Origin of the sequence: Paraburkholderia sp. JHI2823 (assembly GCF_038900695.1) — a bacterium.
Lineage (GTDB): Bacteria > Pseudomonadota > Gammaproteobacteria > Burkholderiales > Burkholderiaceae > Paraburkholderia > Paraburkholderia mimosarum.
The window spans coordinates 1-18,080 of record NZ_JAYMRY010000071.1 but is presented as its reverse complement, the minus strand read 5'-3'; the positions used below and the strand labels follow the sequence as shown (position 1 = coordinate 18,080).

General features: G+C 60.8%; 17 protein-coding genes. 4 read left to right on the top strand and 13 right to left on the bottom strand.

Annotated features, from left to right (window positions below; genetic code table 11):
- Positions 1-817: AraC family transcriptional regulator ligand-binding domain-containing protein (locus tag VSR34_RS36145; protein WP_342964961.1), on the top strand; the 817-nt coding region annotated here is incomplete at its 5' end.
- Here the strand turns inward: VSR34_RS36145 and VSR34_RS36140 are convergent.
- The 9 genes from VSR34_RS36140 to VSR34_RS36100 form a co-directional block, all read right to left on the bottom strand.
- Entirely contained in the window at positions 801-1,856 is a 1,056-nt protein-coding gene (locus tag VSR34_RS36140) for a 3-keto-5-aminohexanoate cleavage protein (protein WP_342964960.1), read from the bottom strand. The two genes, VSR34_RS36145 and VSR34_RS36140, sit on opposite strands and share 17 nt — an antisense overlap.
- A 75-nt stretch (positions 1,857-1,931) precedes the next feature.
- Positions 1,932-2,801 (bottom strand): TauD/TfdA family dioxygenase, encoded by an 870-nt coding sequence (locus VSR34_RS36135; protein WP_028214541.1) that lies wholly within the window; start codon positions 2,799-2,801, stop codon positions 1,932-1,934.
- A 471-nt stretch (positions 2,802-3,272) separates the two neighbouring features.
- On the bottom strand, positions 3,273-4,829 hold the full coding sequence (locus tag VSR34_RS36130) for a methyl-accepting chemotaxis protein (RefSeq protein WP_028214542.1): 1,557 nt from the start codon (positions 4,827-4,829) through the stop codon (positions 3,273-3,275).
- A gap of 66 nt (positions 4,830-4,895) precedes the next feature.
- Positions 4,896-5,543, bottom strand: a complete 648-nt coding sequence (locus tag VSR34_RS36125) for a hypothetical protein (RefSeq protein WP_154671383.1) — start codon at positions 5,541-5,543, stop codon at positions 4,896-4,898.
- A gap of 654 nt (positions 5,544-6,197) precedes the next feature.
- A complete protein-coding gene (locus tag VSR34_RS36120) occupies positions 6,198-7,202 on the bottom strand; it encodes a substrate-binding domain-containing protein (RefSeq protein ID WP_342964959.1) in 1,005 nt (334 codons plus the stop codon).
- 28 nt (positions 7,203-7,230) lie between these two features.
- Positions 7,231-8,271 carry an ABC transporter permease gene (locus tag VSR34_RS36115; RefSeq protein WP_342964958.1) on the bottom strand — a complete coding sequence of 347 codons (1,041 nt, stop codon included), beginning with the start codon at positions 8,269-8,271 and terminating at the stop codon, positions 7,231-7,233.
- Positions 8,268-9,041, bottom strand: a complete 774-nt coding sequence (locus VSR34_RS36110; protein WP_238328098.1) for an ATP-binding cassette domain-containing protein — start codon at positions 9,039-9,041, stop codon at positions 8,268-8,270. The genes VSR34_RS36115 and VSR34_RS36110 overlap by 4 nt, the downstream gene beginning before the upstream one ends.
- Positions 9,042-9,550: 509 nt before the next feature.
- The gene (locus VSR34_RS36105; protein WP_028214547.1) at positions 9,551-10,909 is read right to left on the bottom strand and encodes an MFS transporter; all 1,359 of its coding nucleotides are present in this window, start codon (positions 10,907-10,909) and stop codon (positions 9,551-9,553) included.
- A gap of 68 nt (positions 10,910-10,977) precedes the next feature.
- A complete protein-coding gene (locus VSR34_RS36100; RefSeq protein ID WP_342964962.1) occupies positions 10,978-12,198 on the bottom strand; it encodes a porin in 1,221 nt (406 codons plus the stop codon).
- A gap of 672 nt (positions 12,199-12,870) precedes the next feature.
- Between VSR34_RS36100 and VSR34_RS36095 the strand changes: the two genes are divergently transcribed.
- Positions 12,871-13,635: an inositol monophosphatase family protein gene (locus tag VSR34_RS36095; protein ID WP_342964957.1), complete on the top strand. Its 765-nt coding sequence runs from the start codon at positions 12,871-12,873 to the stop codon at positions 13,633-13,635.
- Between the two features lie 82 nt (positions 13,636-13,717).
- Here the strand turns inward: VSR34_RS36095 and VSR34_RS36090 are convergent, their stop codons facing one another.
- From VSR34_RS36090 to VSR34_RS36080, 3 genes are all read right to left on the bottom strand, one after another.
- Positions 13,718-14,122, bottom strand: a complete 405-nt coding sequence (locus tag VSR34_RS36090) for a hypothetical protein (RefSeq protein ID WP_036046396.1) — start codon at positions 14,120-14,122, stop codon at positions 13,718-13,720.
- A gap of 193 nt (positions 14,123-14,315) precedes the next feature.
- A complete protein-coding gene (locus tag VSR34_RS36085; RefSeq protein ID WP_342964956.1) occupies positions 14,316-14,639 on the bottom strand; it encodes a hypothetical protein in 324 nt (107 codons plus the stop codon).
- A 66-nt stretch (positions 14,640-14,705) separates the two neighbouring features.
- Positions 14,706-15,707, bottom strand: a complete 1,002-nt coding sequence (locus tag VSR34_RS36080; protein ID WP_028214552.1) for a GNAT family N-acetyltransferase — start codon at positions 15,705-15,707, stop codon at positions 14,706-14,708.
- Between the two features lie 710 nt (positions 15,708-16,417).
- On the opposite strand from VSR34_RS36080, the gene VSR34_RS36075 reads away from it, so the two are divergent.
- Positions 16,418-16,915 carry a hypothetical protein gene (locus tag VSR34_RS36075; protein WP_342964955.1) on the top strand — a complete coding sequence of 166 codons (498 nt, stop codon included), beginning with the start codon at positions 16,418-16,420 and terminating at the stop codon, positions 16,913-16,915.
- A gap of 278 nt (positions 16,916-17,193) precedes the next feature.
- Positions 17,194-17,430 carry a hypothetical protein gene (locus tag VSR34_RS36070; RefSeq protein ID WP_342964954.1) on the top strand — a complete coding sequence of 79 codons (237 nt, stop codon included), beginning with the start codon at positions 17,194-17,196 and terminating at the stop codon, positions 17,428-17,430.
- Between the two features lie 225 nt (positions 17,431-17,655).
- Here the strand turns inward: VSR34_RS36070 and VSR34_RS36065 are convergent, their stop codons facing one another.
- On the bottom strand, positions 17,656-17,889 hold the full coding sequence (locus VSR34_RS36065; protein ID WP_342964953.1) for a hypothetical protein: 234 nt from the start codon (positions 17,887-17,889) through the stop codon (positions 17,656-17,658).
- Positions 17,890-18,080 lie beyond the last annotated feature (191 nt).

The window sequence follows — 18,080 nt, the reverse complement described above, 5'->3', positions numbered from 1 at the left end:
CCTCCGTCTCGGAAATCGCCGGGTGTGGGCCCTGTCCACACCGTGCGGCTCTGGCAGTCATGCTAACCCGCGTTTGACTTCCTACGGCAGGCCAGCCTCCGCCTCACGGAAAATCATTCTGACTTACATTCTGTTGCCACGCTCGGCCCATACCCGCCAGGCGCTCGAAATGACGGTGGGGATCGTCTACCGGATCATCGCCGAACTGCTAGGCTCGGTCTGGAAGCCGGTGCAAGTGTGCTTCACACACAGGCCGCCGATAGACAGCAAGCCCCACCGCAAATTCTTCGGCATCCCCATTACCTTCAACGCGGAATTCGACGGCATGGTATGTCGCGCGGCCGATCTGAACCGGCCCCTGCCGCGTGGCAAGCGTGACGTGACCCGCTTCGCTGTCCGGTACCTCGATCAGGTGCTTGCGCAGCAACGCCCAAGCTCGAGCGCGACGGCGCAGCAGTTCATTGCCGCCATGCTGGCAAGCGGCCGTTGCACGGCACAGCAACTCGCCGATCATCTGGGCGTCGATCGCCGGACAGTCCACCGACATCTGGTGAGCGAAGGTGAATCGTTCCGCGGGCTGCTGCAATCGACACGGATGGAATTGGCCGACCGGCTCGTGGCGGGCAGCGACCTCGCATTATCGGAGGTCGCCACACTGCTGGGGTTTTCGGTGCCCAGCGCTTTTTCCAGCTGGTTTGCGAAGACATTCGATACCAGCCCCTCTCAGTGGCGAAAGCGCCGCGGGAGCACGCCAACGGGCCCCGACGCGTCGCCACGCGCCAGGGAACCCCGCGATGTTGTCAGGCGTGGAGCGTGAAGCCGCGCTGACCAGGCTTGCGATTGGGTGCGAAGCCGACCTTGGCCAGCGTCTCGTCGACGCCGTCGTAGAACTCATCGACCTTATAGATCTTGCGCGCTTCCTTGCCCGTGGCGATCTCGCGTCCGAATTCGCGCGAAATGCGCACCAGCTGCTCGATCTGCGCGACCGTGCTCATCTTGCTCGCGTGGTCCTGCGTCCAGATGTTGTCCTCGATGCCGCAACGCACATGCAGGCCCATCGCAATCGCCATCATGTTGATCGGCAACACATGGCGCATCGACGATTCCAGCGTCAGGATCGCGCCGTCCGGCACATGACGGATGAAGTTCATCAGCGTATAAGGATTGGCGCCATCGAAGCCGCCGCCGATCATCACATAGGTCAGCTTCAGCGGTCCGCGGTAGACGCCACGACGCATCATGCGCTCGACGGTCTCGAGCTGCGCGACGTCGCCAAGCTGAAACTCGGTCTGGATGCGCTTCGCCTGAAGACGCCGCAGATGCTCCTCCATCCATGCAGGCCCGGCGGGAATGGTCATTTCGCGATACGCCTCGTACATCTTCGGCTCGCCCAGCGACGTGCCGGTAACATCAGCGGCCGTCATCTTCTCGCAGACGTTCATCTGGTTGGTATTGATCGCGATGGTCACCTGATCGGGCTTCGGAAGCAGCTCGGCCAGCATGTGACGGGTATCGTCGCTGAGCCACTTCGCCGCATCGCCTTCGTTCTCGGGCGCGAACGAGATCGAGCCGCCGACTTGCAGAATCATGTCGGGTACCGCTTCGCGCAGCCCGGCGAGCAGCTCGTTGAACTTCGACAGGCGCTTGGAGCCCTTCCCGTCCTCTTCGCGAACATGAACGTGCAGCACGGTTGCACCGGCGTTGTAGCAGTCTACGGCCTTCTGCACCTGATCCTTGATGCTCACCGGAATGTCTTCCGGAAAGTCCGAGGGAAGCCACTCCGGCCCATAGGGCGCGGCGCAGATGCACAGCTTTTGTTGATTCTCGGGGAACCACGAATCGTCCATGAAGTTCACGGCTGTCTCCTTGCATGAGCCCGACGATGTGCGGGCCGGTGTTTGACTTGGGGATGATCGGTCAACGCGCGCCACTTACGCCGCGCGCTCTCCGGGACCGAACGGACGGTCACCGACGATGCCTGCGCGTTCCATCTTGCGATGGCATGGCGGATAGTCCATGACCGCGTAATGCTGGGTGGAGCGGTTATCCCAGATCGCCATGCTGTTGGGCTTCCAGCGCCAGCGCACCTGGTACTCCGGAATGAATGCCTGGCTCACCAGATAACGCAGCAGATCGCCCGCACCGGGGTTGGCATCTTGTCCATAGCGCACGTTCGCCGCTGTATGGAAGTTGGTGAAGTGCGTGGTGAACGCATTGACGAACAGGATGTTCTCGGCAGTCTCGGGATGCTCGCGCACCACCGGGTGCTCGGCGTCCGGATACTGCGCCTTGAGCGCGAGACGCTTCTCGATCGGCATCGCCGCACCGAAGCTGGCCTCGATGCTGTGGCGAGCACGCAGCCCGGCGATCTTGCGTTTCACCTCTTCCGGCAGCTTTTCGTAAGCAAGCACCATGTTGGCCCACATCGTGTCGGCGCCCACGTCCGGACCCTCGATACAACGCAGCACACAGCCCATCGGTGGCGCGTCGCGCCACGTCGCGTCGGTGTGCCACGCGTTCTCGTAGCGGTCGTTGGGTTGCTCGGGCGACTTGTAGATCTGCACGAGGCCTGGGGCGTCCGGGTGAAACGGCGCCACCGGATGATCCTCCAGTTCGCCGAACCGGCGTGCGAAGGCGACATGCTCAGCACGACTGATGTTCTGATCGCGCAGAAACAGCACCTTGTGTCGCAGCAAAGCCGCCTTGATCGCGGCGAAGAGGCCGTTGTCGTGAACGGCATCGGCCAGATTGACGCCGATTAGTTCGGCGCCGATGGAACAGGTCAATTGTTCGATTCGCATCGCTTCTCCTTAAATGTTCACCATCAGCTTGCGAATCGTTGGGTACCGCTGCTCAGTGAGGGCCATGCGTGGACTCCTTGTCTCCGTTCGTTCTGGGCGCGTACAGGACTCGCGTGGAGATAAGGTTAGGACTTCCCGATCCGCTTGACTTTCTCGTTTGGGACAGCAACTTTTTAATTTGTGACACCCGAAAGCGGATGCTCCCAATCCATTGATGCAGGTCAAAAAAGGGAGGGGGTTGGGACGAACATCGCTTCCGCCGCTGCGATGAGGTGTGCCGCGGCGCGCGTGGGGAGGCGTCGAAGCAGTGTCGAGGCGGGAAGCCGTTTGCGCGGCAGCTTGCTGCGGTCCGACGCTTGAGGTCAGGACAGGCCGCTGACGCGGCGCGAAGTCACTTCTAGCCGCATCTAGTCGATGCCCGGCACGTCGCCCCCGGCACTGGATGCCGCGACGACCGCGCCGACCAGGAAATCAGGACATGCTGGAAGCAATCTTGAACTCAGACACCACATCGTCGAGCAGCGCGGCCTGCTCCTTGAGCGACTGGGCCGCGGCGGCAGCCTGCTCGACGAGCGCGGCATTTTGCTGAGTCGTTGTATCCATCTGCACGACTGCGCCGCTCACCTGTTCAATGTCGCGGCTCTGCTCCTCGGTCGCCCGGTGCAGTTCGGCCATCAAACCGCTTACCGCCGAGACTGACGACACGACCTCGGTCATGATCGAGCCTGCCCGCTGCGCGAGCAACGAACCTTCGTCGATCTTTCCAACGGTGGCGTCGATCAAATGCTTGATCTCCTTGGCCGCCTGGGCACTTCGTTGTGCCAGGCTCCTGACTTCACTCGCGACGACCGCGAATCCGCGCCCGAGTTCTCCTGCCCGCGCGGCCTCGACGGCGGCGTTCAGCGCCAGGATGTTCGTCTGGAACGCAATGCTTTCGATCAGACCGACGATTTCGGCGACCTTGCTCGAATGCACCGATATTCCCTGCATCGTCCGAACCACCTCGTGAACCACCTCGCCGCCCGCGGAGGCTGTCTGGGACGCGGCCAACGCCTGTCGACTCACGGTATCGGCTGTCTCGGCATTCTTTTTGACGGCCCGCGTCAACTGCCCCATATTCGCGGCCGCAAGCTCCAGCGAAGCCGCCTGCTGCTCGGTTCGCCGGGAGAGATCCGCGCTGCCCGATGCAATCTCCTGCGCACCGACATTGATGGTTTCCGTTCCGCTGCGAACGCTACGGACCGTTCGCACCAACGCCTCCTGCATCGTCCTGACGTCAGCCATGAGCATACCCATTTCGTTCCGGCTTCCGGCCAGCACGTCACCCTGAAGATTGCCTGAAGCAATGCGCGCGAGATGCGCCTTGATTTCAGCCACAGGGTGCACGACGATTCCGACGAGGATCCGCCTCGCGAGTATTCCCACGGCAAGCGCGACGATCGCCGTTCCCGCGAGCATGGCAACCATCAAGTGAAAGCGCGACTGCGCCTCTTCGAAACGCTCCCGTTGCGCATCGACGACCGCGTTCTCCCGCTCCTTCATTGCACGCTGATAAGATGCCACCGCGTCCTGGGTTGCCTTCCCTTGAAGCTCCTTGAAACGGCCGAAATCCATGCTGCCGAGCGCATCAGCGGCCGGCAGGACTGCCGTGTCGAGGACAGCCCGGCGCCGCGCCGCCAGTTGCTTCGCCTTTTCTGAATCGACGCTCTGTTGCAGTGACAGATACTTTGAAAACTCTGCTTCGGAATCCTTCAGATCCTGCCGTGCGCCCGAAAGCAGGTCCGGCTCGGGATCGCCCAGGCCATACAACGAGAGGTAGCTGTTTAGCGAGACGCGGGCACGCTGAAGCAGTGCGTCACTGGTCTTCAGCGCAATCAACGAACGGGTGTCGTCTTCATACATTGCTCGCAGCGCGTCGTTGTTCAGCTTCAGCGCCAGCATTCCCGCGGAACTCGTCACAGCGAGAATGGCGACAAACACCGCAATGACGCAGGTCAGCCCGCTTTTGATGCTGAACCCCTTGAACATATTTCCCCCGATGACAGCCTGATGTCTTTTTTTATTGATATGAAAGAATCGATCTGGAACGCCGCATCATGAGGGCGTCGAGCCGCGCGTGGTTTTCGACAGAGAAGCGAGACGTTCGACCTTGAAGCAGACGCGACGACTGAGCGTTTCTCCCGCGGCGAGAACGGTTAGCCCGGACACTTCGTCATCCCTCACGTAGCGGTGTCCCGATTGATCATTCATCACCTGGAAGGAAAAAGAATCCTCATCCGGAAATGCACGAAGACGATAGCAGTCCGTGTTTCCCAAAATCGCGAGGGAGAATTGCCGCGCAGGCCATTCGACCAGCGCTTTCCCTCCCCAGCCAGTGAATGTGTGGTCAACCGGCTTCGCGGGCAAAGGGTAGGCCACGCCGAATTGCCAAGCGAAGGGCGCCGGAACGAGCGTGGGAGCATTTCCCGAACCTCGGGCAATCCAGATCCCGCCCGCCGGTGCGCTTATGCGTGTATCCGGATCTCGCACGAGGAGCGGCCTGATTTCGATTCCGCACTGTAGCGGCGTGCTCCCGATATTCTCTAAATCGACGGCGATATGCAGTGTCGGCCCGTCGAGTTCGTACGTCTGAATCGCCCGATAATGTTTTGTCGTCTCCGTGATCAAACGGAGGGATCTTTCTGCGCTCGAGTCGATCAGCCAATCGTTCGTCGCGGCAATATCCGTCACCGAAATCGGCATGCGCCTGGCGACGGGCCGTAACGCCGACGGCGCCGCAGAACGCCGGATGCCCTGCGCGGCGTCCGAGAGCCAGATGGACGGCTGACACGAGAGTCGACGGGGAGTCGTGATAGGGCCCGGCCGATCCGCCTGTCGAAGGATGGGCGTCCATATCCCACGGTCATTCCACTCCAGTTGCCCAACCCCGCCGTGTACCCCTGCCTCCACACCGAGTCTCAGGTGCGCGTTTGAAAGCGTCGCTTGCCGAGCCACCCTTTCGGCGGCGTCGCACTCGGGCGCTCCCGCCAGCCCCGCATTGACGAACGCCGGTTTGCGTAAGGCCCGCTCCCGTGAACTGAGCACGTTCTCCTCCTCGATCCAACGGACGATAGCCGTGCCATCGATCGCATACACCCGTCCGGTAGCGCTACGCCAATCAGCGTTCCTGTTCCCAGGGCGCCGCCACCTGCCGGAGTTTTTCTGTGAGACAACCGCGCGAACCGTAGTCGCAGAGAACCCCGTTCGCGCGAGTTGCTCGGCACAGTCTAGGGAGAAGCCCGATAACCTTCTAATGAAATATTGGCTTTGTGCGATATTCCTTTTCGCATTGGTACAAACACCTACTGGCCGTGCGCCCGGCGCGGCCAGCCGCGCCGGGACACGCATTGCCCTTCGTTAGCGGATCCCTCGCTTGATTAACGGAATGAGCGAGTCGATCGTCGCGGGGGTCTGGACACCGGCGCCGGTATTGATCGTCAGTCCTGCGAAGTGATACGCAGCGGAGAGCACACACTGCGTGACCGGCAGAAAGCCCTGCAGATAGAGTTGCTGGTCGAGCGTCGCGGTAAGGTATTTGTTCTGCAAACCGGCAATCGTAGCGGGCGCCAGATCGATGCCACCCACGATGATTTGCCCCGGCTTCTTGCCAGCCTGCTGGAGCGCCTGCGGAACGAACCCGGTCACGCCGCCGTGCTGGGTGCCGATCGCCTTCAGATCAGGGTGCGCCTGAATGAAGGCGACGAGGATCGGCACGGCGAGCGACGAATCGGCATCCACCTGAGGTGAGATATTGAGCCGGGTGACCTTCACGCCGGCCTTCTCCAGCGTCTCGGCAAGGCCACGGTCGGACTGGCTGCGCACGCTCTCGTTGAAGACACCGTATTCGAGCGCCTCGTCGCCTTTCTTGAGTCCGGCGTTCAGCATCGCCTGAGCGGTAATCTGGCCGCCTATGTAGAGTTCGACGCCGGCGTAACCGAAGCCCTTCGCGTCGTAGAGCTTCTGGTTTTCAGGCAGCGGCGTATTGCCAACGGTAACAATGATGCCCTGGTCTACGGCCTGCTTGATCAGCGGCGCGAAAGCGGGATCCCCCGGATGTCCCATGATGCCGATGCAGGTGGGATGCGCCGCCATCGCCTGGCGAAATTGCGCAAGCATCGTCTCCGGGCTCCAGGCCGAGAACTGCTCGATCACCTTGATGCCGAAGGCATGGCCCGCGTCCGCAGCCCCGGTCTGACGTGGGAGCGTCGCGCCGTCGCCGGGGTTTCCGCCCATCTGCATATACATCGTCATACCGTTGCCGAGCTGCCCGGCGGTGGTGGGTTCGGTGGCACCGGCCATCGATGCGAAGCCGAACGCAAGAACGCTCGCACCCAGGAGTAATCCCGTCATGATCTTGTTCATTTCTGCTCCTATTCCTGATTTAACGGCTTTATCTCCCTCCAAAGCTCAGTTTTTCGCGCAACGCGCGCAGCCTGGCGGGATTCTCGACCAACAGATGCAGAATCACGGCGACAATGAACACCACGCCCTCGATCGCCTGGACCCAGAAACCGGCGATCCCGGTGGCTACGATTCCGGCCTCCAGCATGCCGATCACGAATGTGCCGAAGAACGTACCGACGATCGTCGCCGTGCCGCCGAACACCGAGGTCCCGCCGATGAACACGCCGGCCAGCGCCGGCAGCAGGTAGCCCTGCCCCTGTGTCGAGAAGTAATTCAGATTCTCGAGTGTGAGCAGGACCGTGGCGAAACCCGCCAGCACACCCATCAGCGTGAACAGTTTCACCGTCTCGCGCGGCACATTGATGCCCACCACCTTTGCCACGTTGCGGTTGTCTCCGATGAACAGCACGTGCTCGCCAAAACGGTGACGATTGAGGATGAACCACATGAACACAGCGAGCCCGAGCGCCCAGAGCGACTGCATCGGGACCATATCGAACAACGTGCCCGCAAATACCGCATAGGCCGAGCCGCTGGCGAGCTGCTGCAGCGCATTGGATAGCCCGCCCGAAAGGATCGAAGCAACACCTGCCCAAAGAAACTGCGTGCCGATCGTCACGATGATCGACGGCACACCGACCACCGCGACCAACACCCCGTTCACCACGCCGACCAGCGCGCCGCCGGCCAACGCCGCAATAATGGCTAGCCAGGCCGATCCCGTGGTGTTCACGCACCAGGCGAAGAGAAACCCCGAGAAGGCCATCACCGAGGGGAAGGACAGATCGATCTCCCCTGCCGCGATCACCAGCGTGAGCCCGATCGCCAGCACGGCCAACGGCGGCACGGTCGTGAGAAATGAAAAGTAAATTGGCCAGCCCAGAAAAACCCGTGGCGCGGTTGCCATGAACAGGCCGACGACCAACGCAAATACGACCAGGCTCGGCAATCCTTCCACGCGGGCAACACGCGGCAGGCGGAAGAACACTAACCGCGCCAGCCGTTTTTCCTTTATCGGATCACTCACGGCTTTGCCCCTGCAACCGGCGCCGGCCCGTGTCCGCTCTGCTGCAGCGAAATCAAGAACCGCGTCAGGTCCTCGAGGCTCATCTCACCGGACTTGATATCCGCGACGATCCGGCCACGATCGAGCACGACCAGTCGATCGGCGAGCTCGTGCACGTGGGCAAGGTTATGCTCGATATAGATGCAGGCGCGGCCGGATTCTTTTATCGAGCGCACGAAATCGAGCACCTTTCGCACCTCGCTAATGGCAAGCGCGACGGTCGGTTCGTCGAGAACGATCAGATCGCTTTCGAAATACATCGCCCGTCCAATCGCGACGCCCTGACGCTCGCCACCGGAAAGTTTCGCAATCAACGAATCTGCGTCGATTCCCACGCCGCGGAAACCGAGCTGATGCTTCAGAATATCGTTGGCAATGCGCCGTTCTTCGGCGACATTGATGAAGCCGAATCGGTTGGTGATTTGCCGGCCGACGAAGAAATTGCGCCACAGCGGCTGCTTCTCGCCTAGCGACTTCTCCTGATATACCGTCTCGAAGCGCAATCGGTGCGCCTCACGCACGGAAAAGCGGCTCCAGTCGACTTCTTCGTCCCGGATGAACAGCTTGCCCGTGCTCGGCCGCACGACGCCAGTCAGCACCTTGATGAGCGTCGACTTACCCGCGCCGTTATCGCCGATGAGGCCGACGATTTCGTTCCTGCCAATGGCGAGGTCGATGCCGGAGAGCGCGCGAATCTTGCCGTAGGAAAGACTGATGCCCTGCGCGCGCACGATATGCCGCCAGCCGCCCGCAGCGGGCGCGGCATCGCTCGCCGTCACGCTACGCTCCGGCTCGAAAGGTTCGCGGTGATGTTGTGTACGACGATAGCCATAAATGCCCCTTTGCTTATCGATCGCCGCATCAACTTACATGGAAAGTGTCTCTGAAACTTAGCAAGAGTTAGAGTCTAGTTCAAGAATCGTCTGCCAACATCGCCCATTTCATCGGGAAATCACTAATCGGTAGGGATCCGAATGCAGGTTTGCGAATATCCGGAAAGTAAACACGCCGCCGCCCTCCGGCTCGAGAATCGAAGTTCCGGTGAGCAGGCGCATTCTTGTTGTCTTTCATACAAGCCGCGCCAACGGCCTTTGCGTGACTTCCCGCTGCCTTGAACGACTGCACGCACGTCTCGATGCGTCGCCAATTGAAAAACGACCCGGGCGCGCGAGCGACCGGGTCGTCAAATCATGCTCATGCCGTTACACCGCCGTCACGATAGTGACGCCGTTTCGTTCGTTCAATGTCCGAACGACTGCGCCTTTGTTGCGTTCGGCTCCGTCACATGAGGTCGTGCCATTTGCTTGATGAGCAGCGCGACACACGACAGCAGGCCCGCCACCGCGATCGTCGCGAATATGCCGCCGAACGTGAAGTGGCGGCGTGTCAGTTCGGCCACGAGGAACGACCCCGCGATCCCGCCGAAACGGCCGACACCGAGCATCCACGCGACGCCCGTGCCGCGGCCCTGGGTCGGATAAAACGCGGCGGCGAGCGCGGGCATCGACGATTGCGCGGTATTCATCAGCACGCCCGCGACGAACACGATGAACACGAGCGCACCCACGTTGCCGGCCGCCTGTCCGATGAAGTACACGCTCACCGCGGTCAGCGCATAGCAGGCTGCGATGATCCGGTTTGCGTTGAAGCGGTCCATCAGTACGCCGCACAGCACCGCACCGACGCCGCCGAGCGGGAACAGCGCGGAGATCAGTGTTGCGCGTTGCGGATTGAGGCCGGCATCCTTCAGCAGGATCGGCATCCAGTTGATCGACGCATAAAAGATCACGAGGCCCATGAAATAGGCGACCCACAGCATCACCGAGCCGATGATGTACGAACGCGACAGCACCACGCCCAGGCCCTTGCCGCCGGTTTGCGGCGCGCTTTCCGTCATCGTGAAGGTGGCGGCCTGCACCGCGTCGCCAGAAATGCGCGCGAGCGCCGCGCGAATCCGTTCGACCGGCTTGTTGTTGGCGACCATGTAGCGGACCGACTCCGGCAATTGGGTGACCAGCAAGACGAGCAGCAGCAGTGGCGTGACACCGCCGAGTTGCAGCACGCTACGCCAGCCGAAATGCGGAATCATCCACGCGGCGAGAAAACCGCCGAACGCAGCGCCAAGCGGAAAGCCGCAGAACATCAGATTGATCACGGTTGCGCGACGCCGGTCCGGGCAGTATTCGCCCATCATCGTCACCGCGTTCGGCATCGCCGCGCCAAGGCCGACGCCCGTGATGAAGCGCAGCGCGGTCAGCTCCTCGATGCTGGTCGAGAAAGCCGAAACCAGGCACGCGACACCGAACAGCAGCACGGAGCCGATCAGCATCACGCGTCGTCCGAGGCGGTCGGACAACGGGCCGGAGCCGAGCGCGCCGCACGCGAGACCGAACAGCGCGGCGCTCAGCACCGGAGCGAGCGCCGGTTTGGCGATGCCCCATTCGGCGATCAACGAAGGCGCAATGAAACCGATCGCGGCCGTGTCAAAACCGTCCAGCAAGACGATGATGAAACACATGAAAAAGACCAGCCACTGAAACGGCGAAAAGGGATGCTCGTTGATGAAGGTTTGAACGTTCACAGCGGTGCTGCGGCTCATGAAGGTCTCCTGAGTACGAAGGGGCTCGTGAATACGAGCCCCTTGATTTTTCTATAAGCGTACGGCGTTTAGAACCTGTGGATAATACCCGCGCCTACGGCAACCTGGCTGTGCGACGACGCAGGTGCGCCGTTCTGGCCGTCACCAATGCTTGCCGTTGCGTTGATGACGGTCTTGCCGTCAGCTGCGAGTGTCTGGCCGTTGGCACGCTGATACGCTTCCAGCGCATACAGGCCGGTGCGCTTGGACAGGCTGTAGTACTGCGACAGGACGAACTGGTTGTAGCTGGCCGCGCTCGTGATGCCGTTCGATTCCGTCGCGCGCGTGTAGCTATAGCCAGCGGCCAGGTCGAGCGCCGCGGTCGGCTTGAAGTGCAGCACGGCGCCGCCCGTGTTCCAGATCGCGGTGTTGTGGAAGAACGAGTTCACGCCCGGTGCGTATTGCACGTTCGAGTATGAGAACGAAACGTCCCACTGCGAATTGAACGCGTAGCCGCCCGTCACCGCAATGCGCTGCTGCTTGGCTGCCGTCTGGAAGCCGTTGTTGATAGCGGACACTGCCGGCTGCGCGCCGTTGTTCGACGTCGCGGAGTTCCACGTCGGGCCGCCGTTGTTGGCGTTGTCGATGCGCTGGATGCCTGCAGCGATACCGAACGGGCCGTTCAGGTACTGTGCCGCCACGCTCCATGTTTGCCCGGCGCTGAAGCTGCCCGGGTTGCCGCCCAGCGAATACGAACCACCGATCGTCAGACCGTGCATGCTCGGCGACGTATAGACCAGCGAGTTGTTGGCGCGGTAGAGCGTATCGAGCGAGTCGATATCACCGGGGTGCGCGCCGTATGCACCGGTCAGCCAGGTGGTGGGGCTGTACGGCGACAGCAGCGTGTAATACGAGGTGTACTGGCGGCCGGCCGTCAGCGTGCCGTACGCACCGTTCGTCACCCCCACCCATGCCTGGCGGCTGAATCCCAACCCCGAATACTGCTGTGCGCCGTTCGAAATCGAGAAGCCCTGCTCGAGGGTGAAAATGGCCTTGGTTCCGCCCCCCAGATCTTCCGCGCCTTTCAGGCCGAAACGGTTACCGGCCCAGATGCCATTGAGCATCTTGACCTGCGAACGGCCGCCCGCGAGCGGCTTCGAGGAAGGCGGCGTGGACGTGGCCGAGCCCAACGTCGTCGAGCTGTTTTGCCAGCCGATGCCCGCATCGACGATACCGTACAGCGTGACACTGCTTTGAGCGAAAACCGGCGCGCTTGCCAGGGCTGCGATCGCGCAGGCGATCCGGGTCATTGTGAGGGTGCGATTCATGAGCGCAAAGATCTCCAAATTCAACCGAAGCCAGCGACCCGGTCGTCAATCTGTTCATTGTAAATTTTGTTCGCATACAGAACGTTGATTCTTGATGCGAACGCGCGACTTTAAGCAATGTGACGACAATGGGTCAACAGGGGTTATCCGCAACTGTTGCAAATGAACATCAGCGGCAGCGATGCTGCCGGACAGCATGGGAATCGCCATGTCGCGCGACGAAGCGTGGTCGAGGCGCGCTGCATCTGAGCGCTACCGTGTTCGCGTTGCCTCTGAGAGATGAACGGCGGTCGCGGCTACCGCAGCCTTCATGCGGCTCGATGCGAGTCAAATCAGGTTACGAGGCCGCGGGTTCACCGCGGTCCGACTGCGCCCAGCCAAGCCAGCGCAGCCGGATATCACCCGCCTTCCACATCCAGCCCTTTCTGCAGCAAGCGCTTACCGAGCGGTTTCGTCTGCAGCAGGCGCCGCGCAGACATCGCCGGATCCGCAACGATCTCGCACACGCATATCATTAAGAAATGCCGATACCCAGTAGAAATGCCGATACCCAGTTTTCGCGAGCATGAACAGGCCAGGAACCTCCTTGTCGTTCAGCCTTTCGCAACGGGCGCGGACAAGGCATGGCAATGCTCTGCGATGAAGGAATCGAACATGTCTCCGATGGTCACCTTCACGTTTCTCGAACTACTCGGAAACGAAGCACGAGCGCTCGCGTTGAAGCATTTCCGGACGAAGCTCGACATCGCGGCAAAGGCCGACGACAGCCCCGTCACAGTGGCGGACCGGGAGATTGAGAGACGGCTTCGTGAACTCATTGTGTCCCAGTATCCAACGGCGAATGTTGTCGGAGAAGAGGAAGGCGGGGAGATTGGCGATGGCGTAACCTGGGTGATCGACCCCATCGACGGCACCAAGAGTTTCGTGGCGGGACTGCCGCTCTTCGGAACGCTCGTAGCGGTGCTCGACAAGCGTATTGCCGTCTACGGCATGATCGAAATCCCCGTGCTTCGCGAGCGCTGGTTAGGCTACGGCAATTGCGCCGTTCTCAACGGCGTGCCTTGCAAGGTCAGCTCGTGTGAGCAATTGCGCGACGCGCGACTTTGCGCGACGGACCCGCAGACATTCGTTGGCGATGCGTCAGCGGCTTTTTCGAATCTGTCGCGCGCTGTCTCGATCTCCCGCTTCGGAACCGATTGTTACGGCTATGCGTTGTTAGCCTCGGGGCACGTGGACCTTGTCGTGGAGGCCGGGCTGGAGATCTACGATGTCATGGCGCTAATACCTGTCGTCCTCGGTGCTGGCGGCGTCATTACGACATGGTCGGGTCATGCAATTGACGACCGATTCGACGGCACGGTCATTGCCTCCGCGACCCGAGCGTTACATGCCGAAGCGCTTCGATTCCTCCGACAATAATCGCCCGAAGTGGGCGTGCCGCACCTATTTCGGACTGGCTGCTGTGGATGGTCGTTCGTCGTCGTCCCCCGGTTGCGCGTGATCAGTCTCGTGAACGTGGCGAGATGGCGTTACCGTCATTCGCAAGTACCGTCAGCTTCGGACCCGGGCGAGCGGTTCTGCGCGAATCCGCAGCGTTGCGTGCGGGTTCGCCGCCGGCTTTACCGGAAGATCTGGACGCCGAGATCACCGTCAACACGAAAGCCGTGACGGTCATCTCCAGAGGCGCCCTGCCGAGTGCGATGGCGATCTCTTCCGTGCACACCGGATCAGATTCGATAATGTCGACCGTCATCAGGTCCGTACCATCGTTGCGGTCAGCGCAGACGCTCCACCGGACGACTCTCGCGCCGCTTTTTGCCAGGCATCGCCAAACCGGGATGATCTTGAGCTTGCCCATGGCGGCCCGGATTGTGAGCCTTTGAACGACCATTTTCGTATCCATCATGTCTCCCTTCCCTGGCCGGCAAAAACTCCTATATGGCTTGTATGAGCATATTGCATCGACGGACGGAAAGTGGATCGTGCTGGCTGTTCGTAAATGCATCCTTATGGACAGCTGCTATGGAGAAAGCCGGGAGCGACGGTTTGCACCGATCCCGTTGAAGTCATGGCCCGGCGCTTCTGTTTCAATCAGCAGCTCATTGGCATTCCTGCGATTTCGCCAATTCCAAAGCGATGGCGGCGTGGGGCATCGCGTGCGTGCCCGACGGTTGCCCACATCCGTGGGTGAGGAATTGATTGGTTGCGCGCCGCGAAACCAGCGCGTTCAGTGCTAGGAAATGGATTTCGCGGCGTTTTTTGAGGCGCTCCATGCGCACCAGTAGACTGCTACGGTCTTCATCAATCCACGGATGAACGCGCTCATGAGCTCCATGCGCCACGTCTGCCAAATGGGCCATGCAGTACCTGATCTCCGCATCGAGATTCAGGATCTTCACCAGGATGTCCTCAAGTTGAGCCATAGCGCCTGCTCCGGTCATGGTGCACAGCGATCGCTGCGCCACTGCACCCCGTGTGCGAAACTCCGCTCAAAGGTTCGGTACGAAGACCCGCGCCGGCGACAGCCAGCGCTTGAGCGTGCGCGCCAGCAAATAGCCCGTACCGTGTCGCTCGACGCCAAGCCGCTGCGTGAGCGTCGCGCCGAAGCCGTTGAGAAAGCTGAATGTCGACGGGTTCGAAAAGCCGTCGAAGTCGAACGTGAGCTTGCGCTCCAGTGCACGCCCAACGCCTGTCCACAGCAGCAGGCTGATCGAGCCGCAGTGCGCGTCCTGCGCTCGCGAGGAGAGCAGGTAATACATCGCCTGATGGTCCCACACGAGACCGACCGCCGCAACGAGTTTGCGGCCCTTCCCATACGCGCCAAGCAGCGTGCCAGCCTTGCGCTCGACGAACGCATTGACGAGGTCGCGCATGACCTCGTCCCCGTACGCGTTGGTACGCGAGCGCGCCGCGAGATTCGCGCGATAAAACGCGATGAATTCGTCGGGTGCGAGGTCCGGCACGACGGTTAGCTCCCTCGAGGCGCTGCGGATCACGTTGCGCGTCTTGCTGGCGAGGTGCTCCCACGCTTCGTCAGCCGCGGTCTGGGCACCGATGCGGAACGTGTATCGCGCCGACACGGTGAAGCCATGCAGTGCGAACGCGAGGGCATCGTCGACGCGAGGGTCGAGCACCTGGAAAAAGCTGTCGCAGTCGGGCAACTGCTCGATCAGCCGCCCGGTGACGTCGAGGCGGTGATGCAGCTGGCGCGCCACGCTGCCCGTCACCGGCTTGATGACCGGCCCGAGCGTGCGCGTGAGCGGCGGCAGGCGCGAGATACGCCACAGCCCCGTGCGCTGCGTCGCGTACGGCATCTCGCCGATGATTTCGTCGTTCTGCTTGACCACCGCGAGCTTCCAGTTGCCCTGCGTGGCGATATCGAGCCACCAGCGCTCGTGGAAGATCGAAGGCGCCGCGCGAACGGGCGCTCGCACAACAGTGGCAGCCGGCGCCTCGATAGCGGGCAACCGCAGGCCGTTGATGGTCGTCATAGATAACCGGTTCGTTCCGACTGGCAGCGTCAGGGGACATATGGGTACTCCACTTCCCCCCATCGCCTACGCTCCTCAATGACTTCTGGTCGACATGGCAACTTGTCGACGCGATGTGCTGTTCACATGTTCCCCCTCGCAGAAAATTGCGATCGACGCATCGAATCAAGTCTATAAATAGCACCCCTTCATTTACGCCAAAACCAAGCCACATAGGAACAGGTTATTCCCTGAGCATTTTTGCCCGATCGTGCATGATCATTTTGGCGTGCACGAGGTATGAATTACGTATGGCGACTCGATGCTTATATCTTGTTAGGCAGATTCGCCATACGTCATATTAGTTGATGAGTCTTCTATAGCACTTTAATCCTGAAAACTGACACGACGGAGATCATCTCGCGGCAGATCGTTCGACAACGGGTCAGCCAATATCAAAGATCCGCAAAAATTACATCCATGACCGAGACGTCCAATCGTTCAGAGGTACGCTTTGGTCACTGATTCGAAATCCTGATTGACGATTGCCTTCAATTCCCATTTTTTGATTTCGATTTGTCCCTCGCAGTTGCATGAGAAGGTACAGCGATTGCGCAATCTCGCAGCGCACATCGTGGCGATCGCCGATATCCGGACGGATACGCCGACTCGCGCGCCTACGGCAGTCGCAGGCAACGATGCCAGTCATCTGTATAAGCGGGGGCGCTTCGATGTCCAACCAACATGCGACCTCTCCAGCCGAGACGGGAGAAGTGCTGGTATTGCTGGGTGCCGCCTTCGCTGTGCTTGGCGGATGGCTCGTTGCAATGGGCTCGACACCCTACTTCGTTATCGCCGGCTTCGCGCTCATCGCATCGGGGACGCTCATGGTGCGAAGCTGCTCGGCCGGTCTCTGGAGTATCTTCTGCACCCTCATCGTGGCACTCGTCTGGTCCGTTACCGAAGCCGGACGCGATGAATGCAGGCCGATGCCTCGTCTGCTGCTGCTCGCATTGCTCGGCATCTGGTTCTACCTGAACATCGTCGTCCGCCACCCGGCGGTAGCCCGGCCGGTTCGCATCGTGGCAACCGTCACGGCCATCGTCTATGCGCTCGCAATCATGGGTATGCTCTCGCCCAAAGTTCCCATGTCCGTGGCGAAACATCTTCGTTACTTGCCGGCAGCGCCGGCTCTCAACAGTGCATCATCGGCGAGCCACGGCGACTAGCGCCGCGAGAATGGAGTTCGCGCTACGCGGCGAGCCATTTCTTGCGGATTGCGCGGGTTCTTCCCGCCACCAATCTTGAGCAGGTCGCAGAAGCACCGATTCACCCGCCTTGACGTTCCGGCAAGGCTTTGCCAAGGTTCGGGATGAGCGTGGTCAAGCTGACATCCAGCGTCCGTTGACAAGCACTAGCCAACCGAGAACACTTCGACGGGCAAACAAAGCTTTGAGCATCCGCGTATTGAAACAACTTTTTCCGTGGCGAATAGTCGCGAACCGAAATGTTAAAGATCGAGAAATATATCAACGAGAAGCGCGAACAGAGTCTTCATTTCCCGAACCTCGTTGTGTGGATGGCGAGGCGTTTGCAGCCAAACGCAGCGCAGACTGAACTGGCGGCCAAGGGAATCTCATTACCCGCAATCGACGAAGCCAGAAAGAATGGACAATCGTACCAAACGGAGCTCACGATCCTTGAGCGTGGCATTGAAAAACGAGTCATCGTCACGTTGACCTGACGCCTGCCGAGCCGGGCCATTTCGCTCGAACGTTGCAGCGAGAGCGCTCGGGTAGCTCGCAGCGGCTAGATGCGAACCCTCGACCGCCCGCGCACCGCGTTCACCGTACGTCTCGTACAAAACGGTCGGTTCGGAGACCCCATTGATCTGCTCCATCATCGGCATCTGCGTTGGTCCAGCACCGATCCGATCGCGTGATTTGAGCAAGTATCGCTGGGACACCTGCTACTTTCGCGAGTCCCCCGAAGCGCTTGAATAATCGGCCAGACGCGCGGCTCCCAGGTGACGGCTGCAGGCGCTGTCATGTTCGCGCTCATCCTTGGCGCACTGGCGCAGCGATTCGGCGAATCGCTGTAGCGCCGATACTGAGCCGCACACGCTCTGGTATTGCTCGCGGCCGATTCTGCCGTCGAGGATCACTGTCAATCCCGATGCGCGGGCCATGTCGATGATGTCCATTTCGACCATCCATTCCGAGTACCACACCTGCAATACGGCGCGCCCGTACCCGTTATTCCCCTAACAGGTTGCGGAAATACACCCTCGGCGGAAGCGGCGCTCCTCGATTTACGCGCCCGCCGGTCGCAAACTTTCGCATTGTGCAATCGCAACGCGAATTCAACGTTCTTTCGGCGGCTTGAGGCTATTTT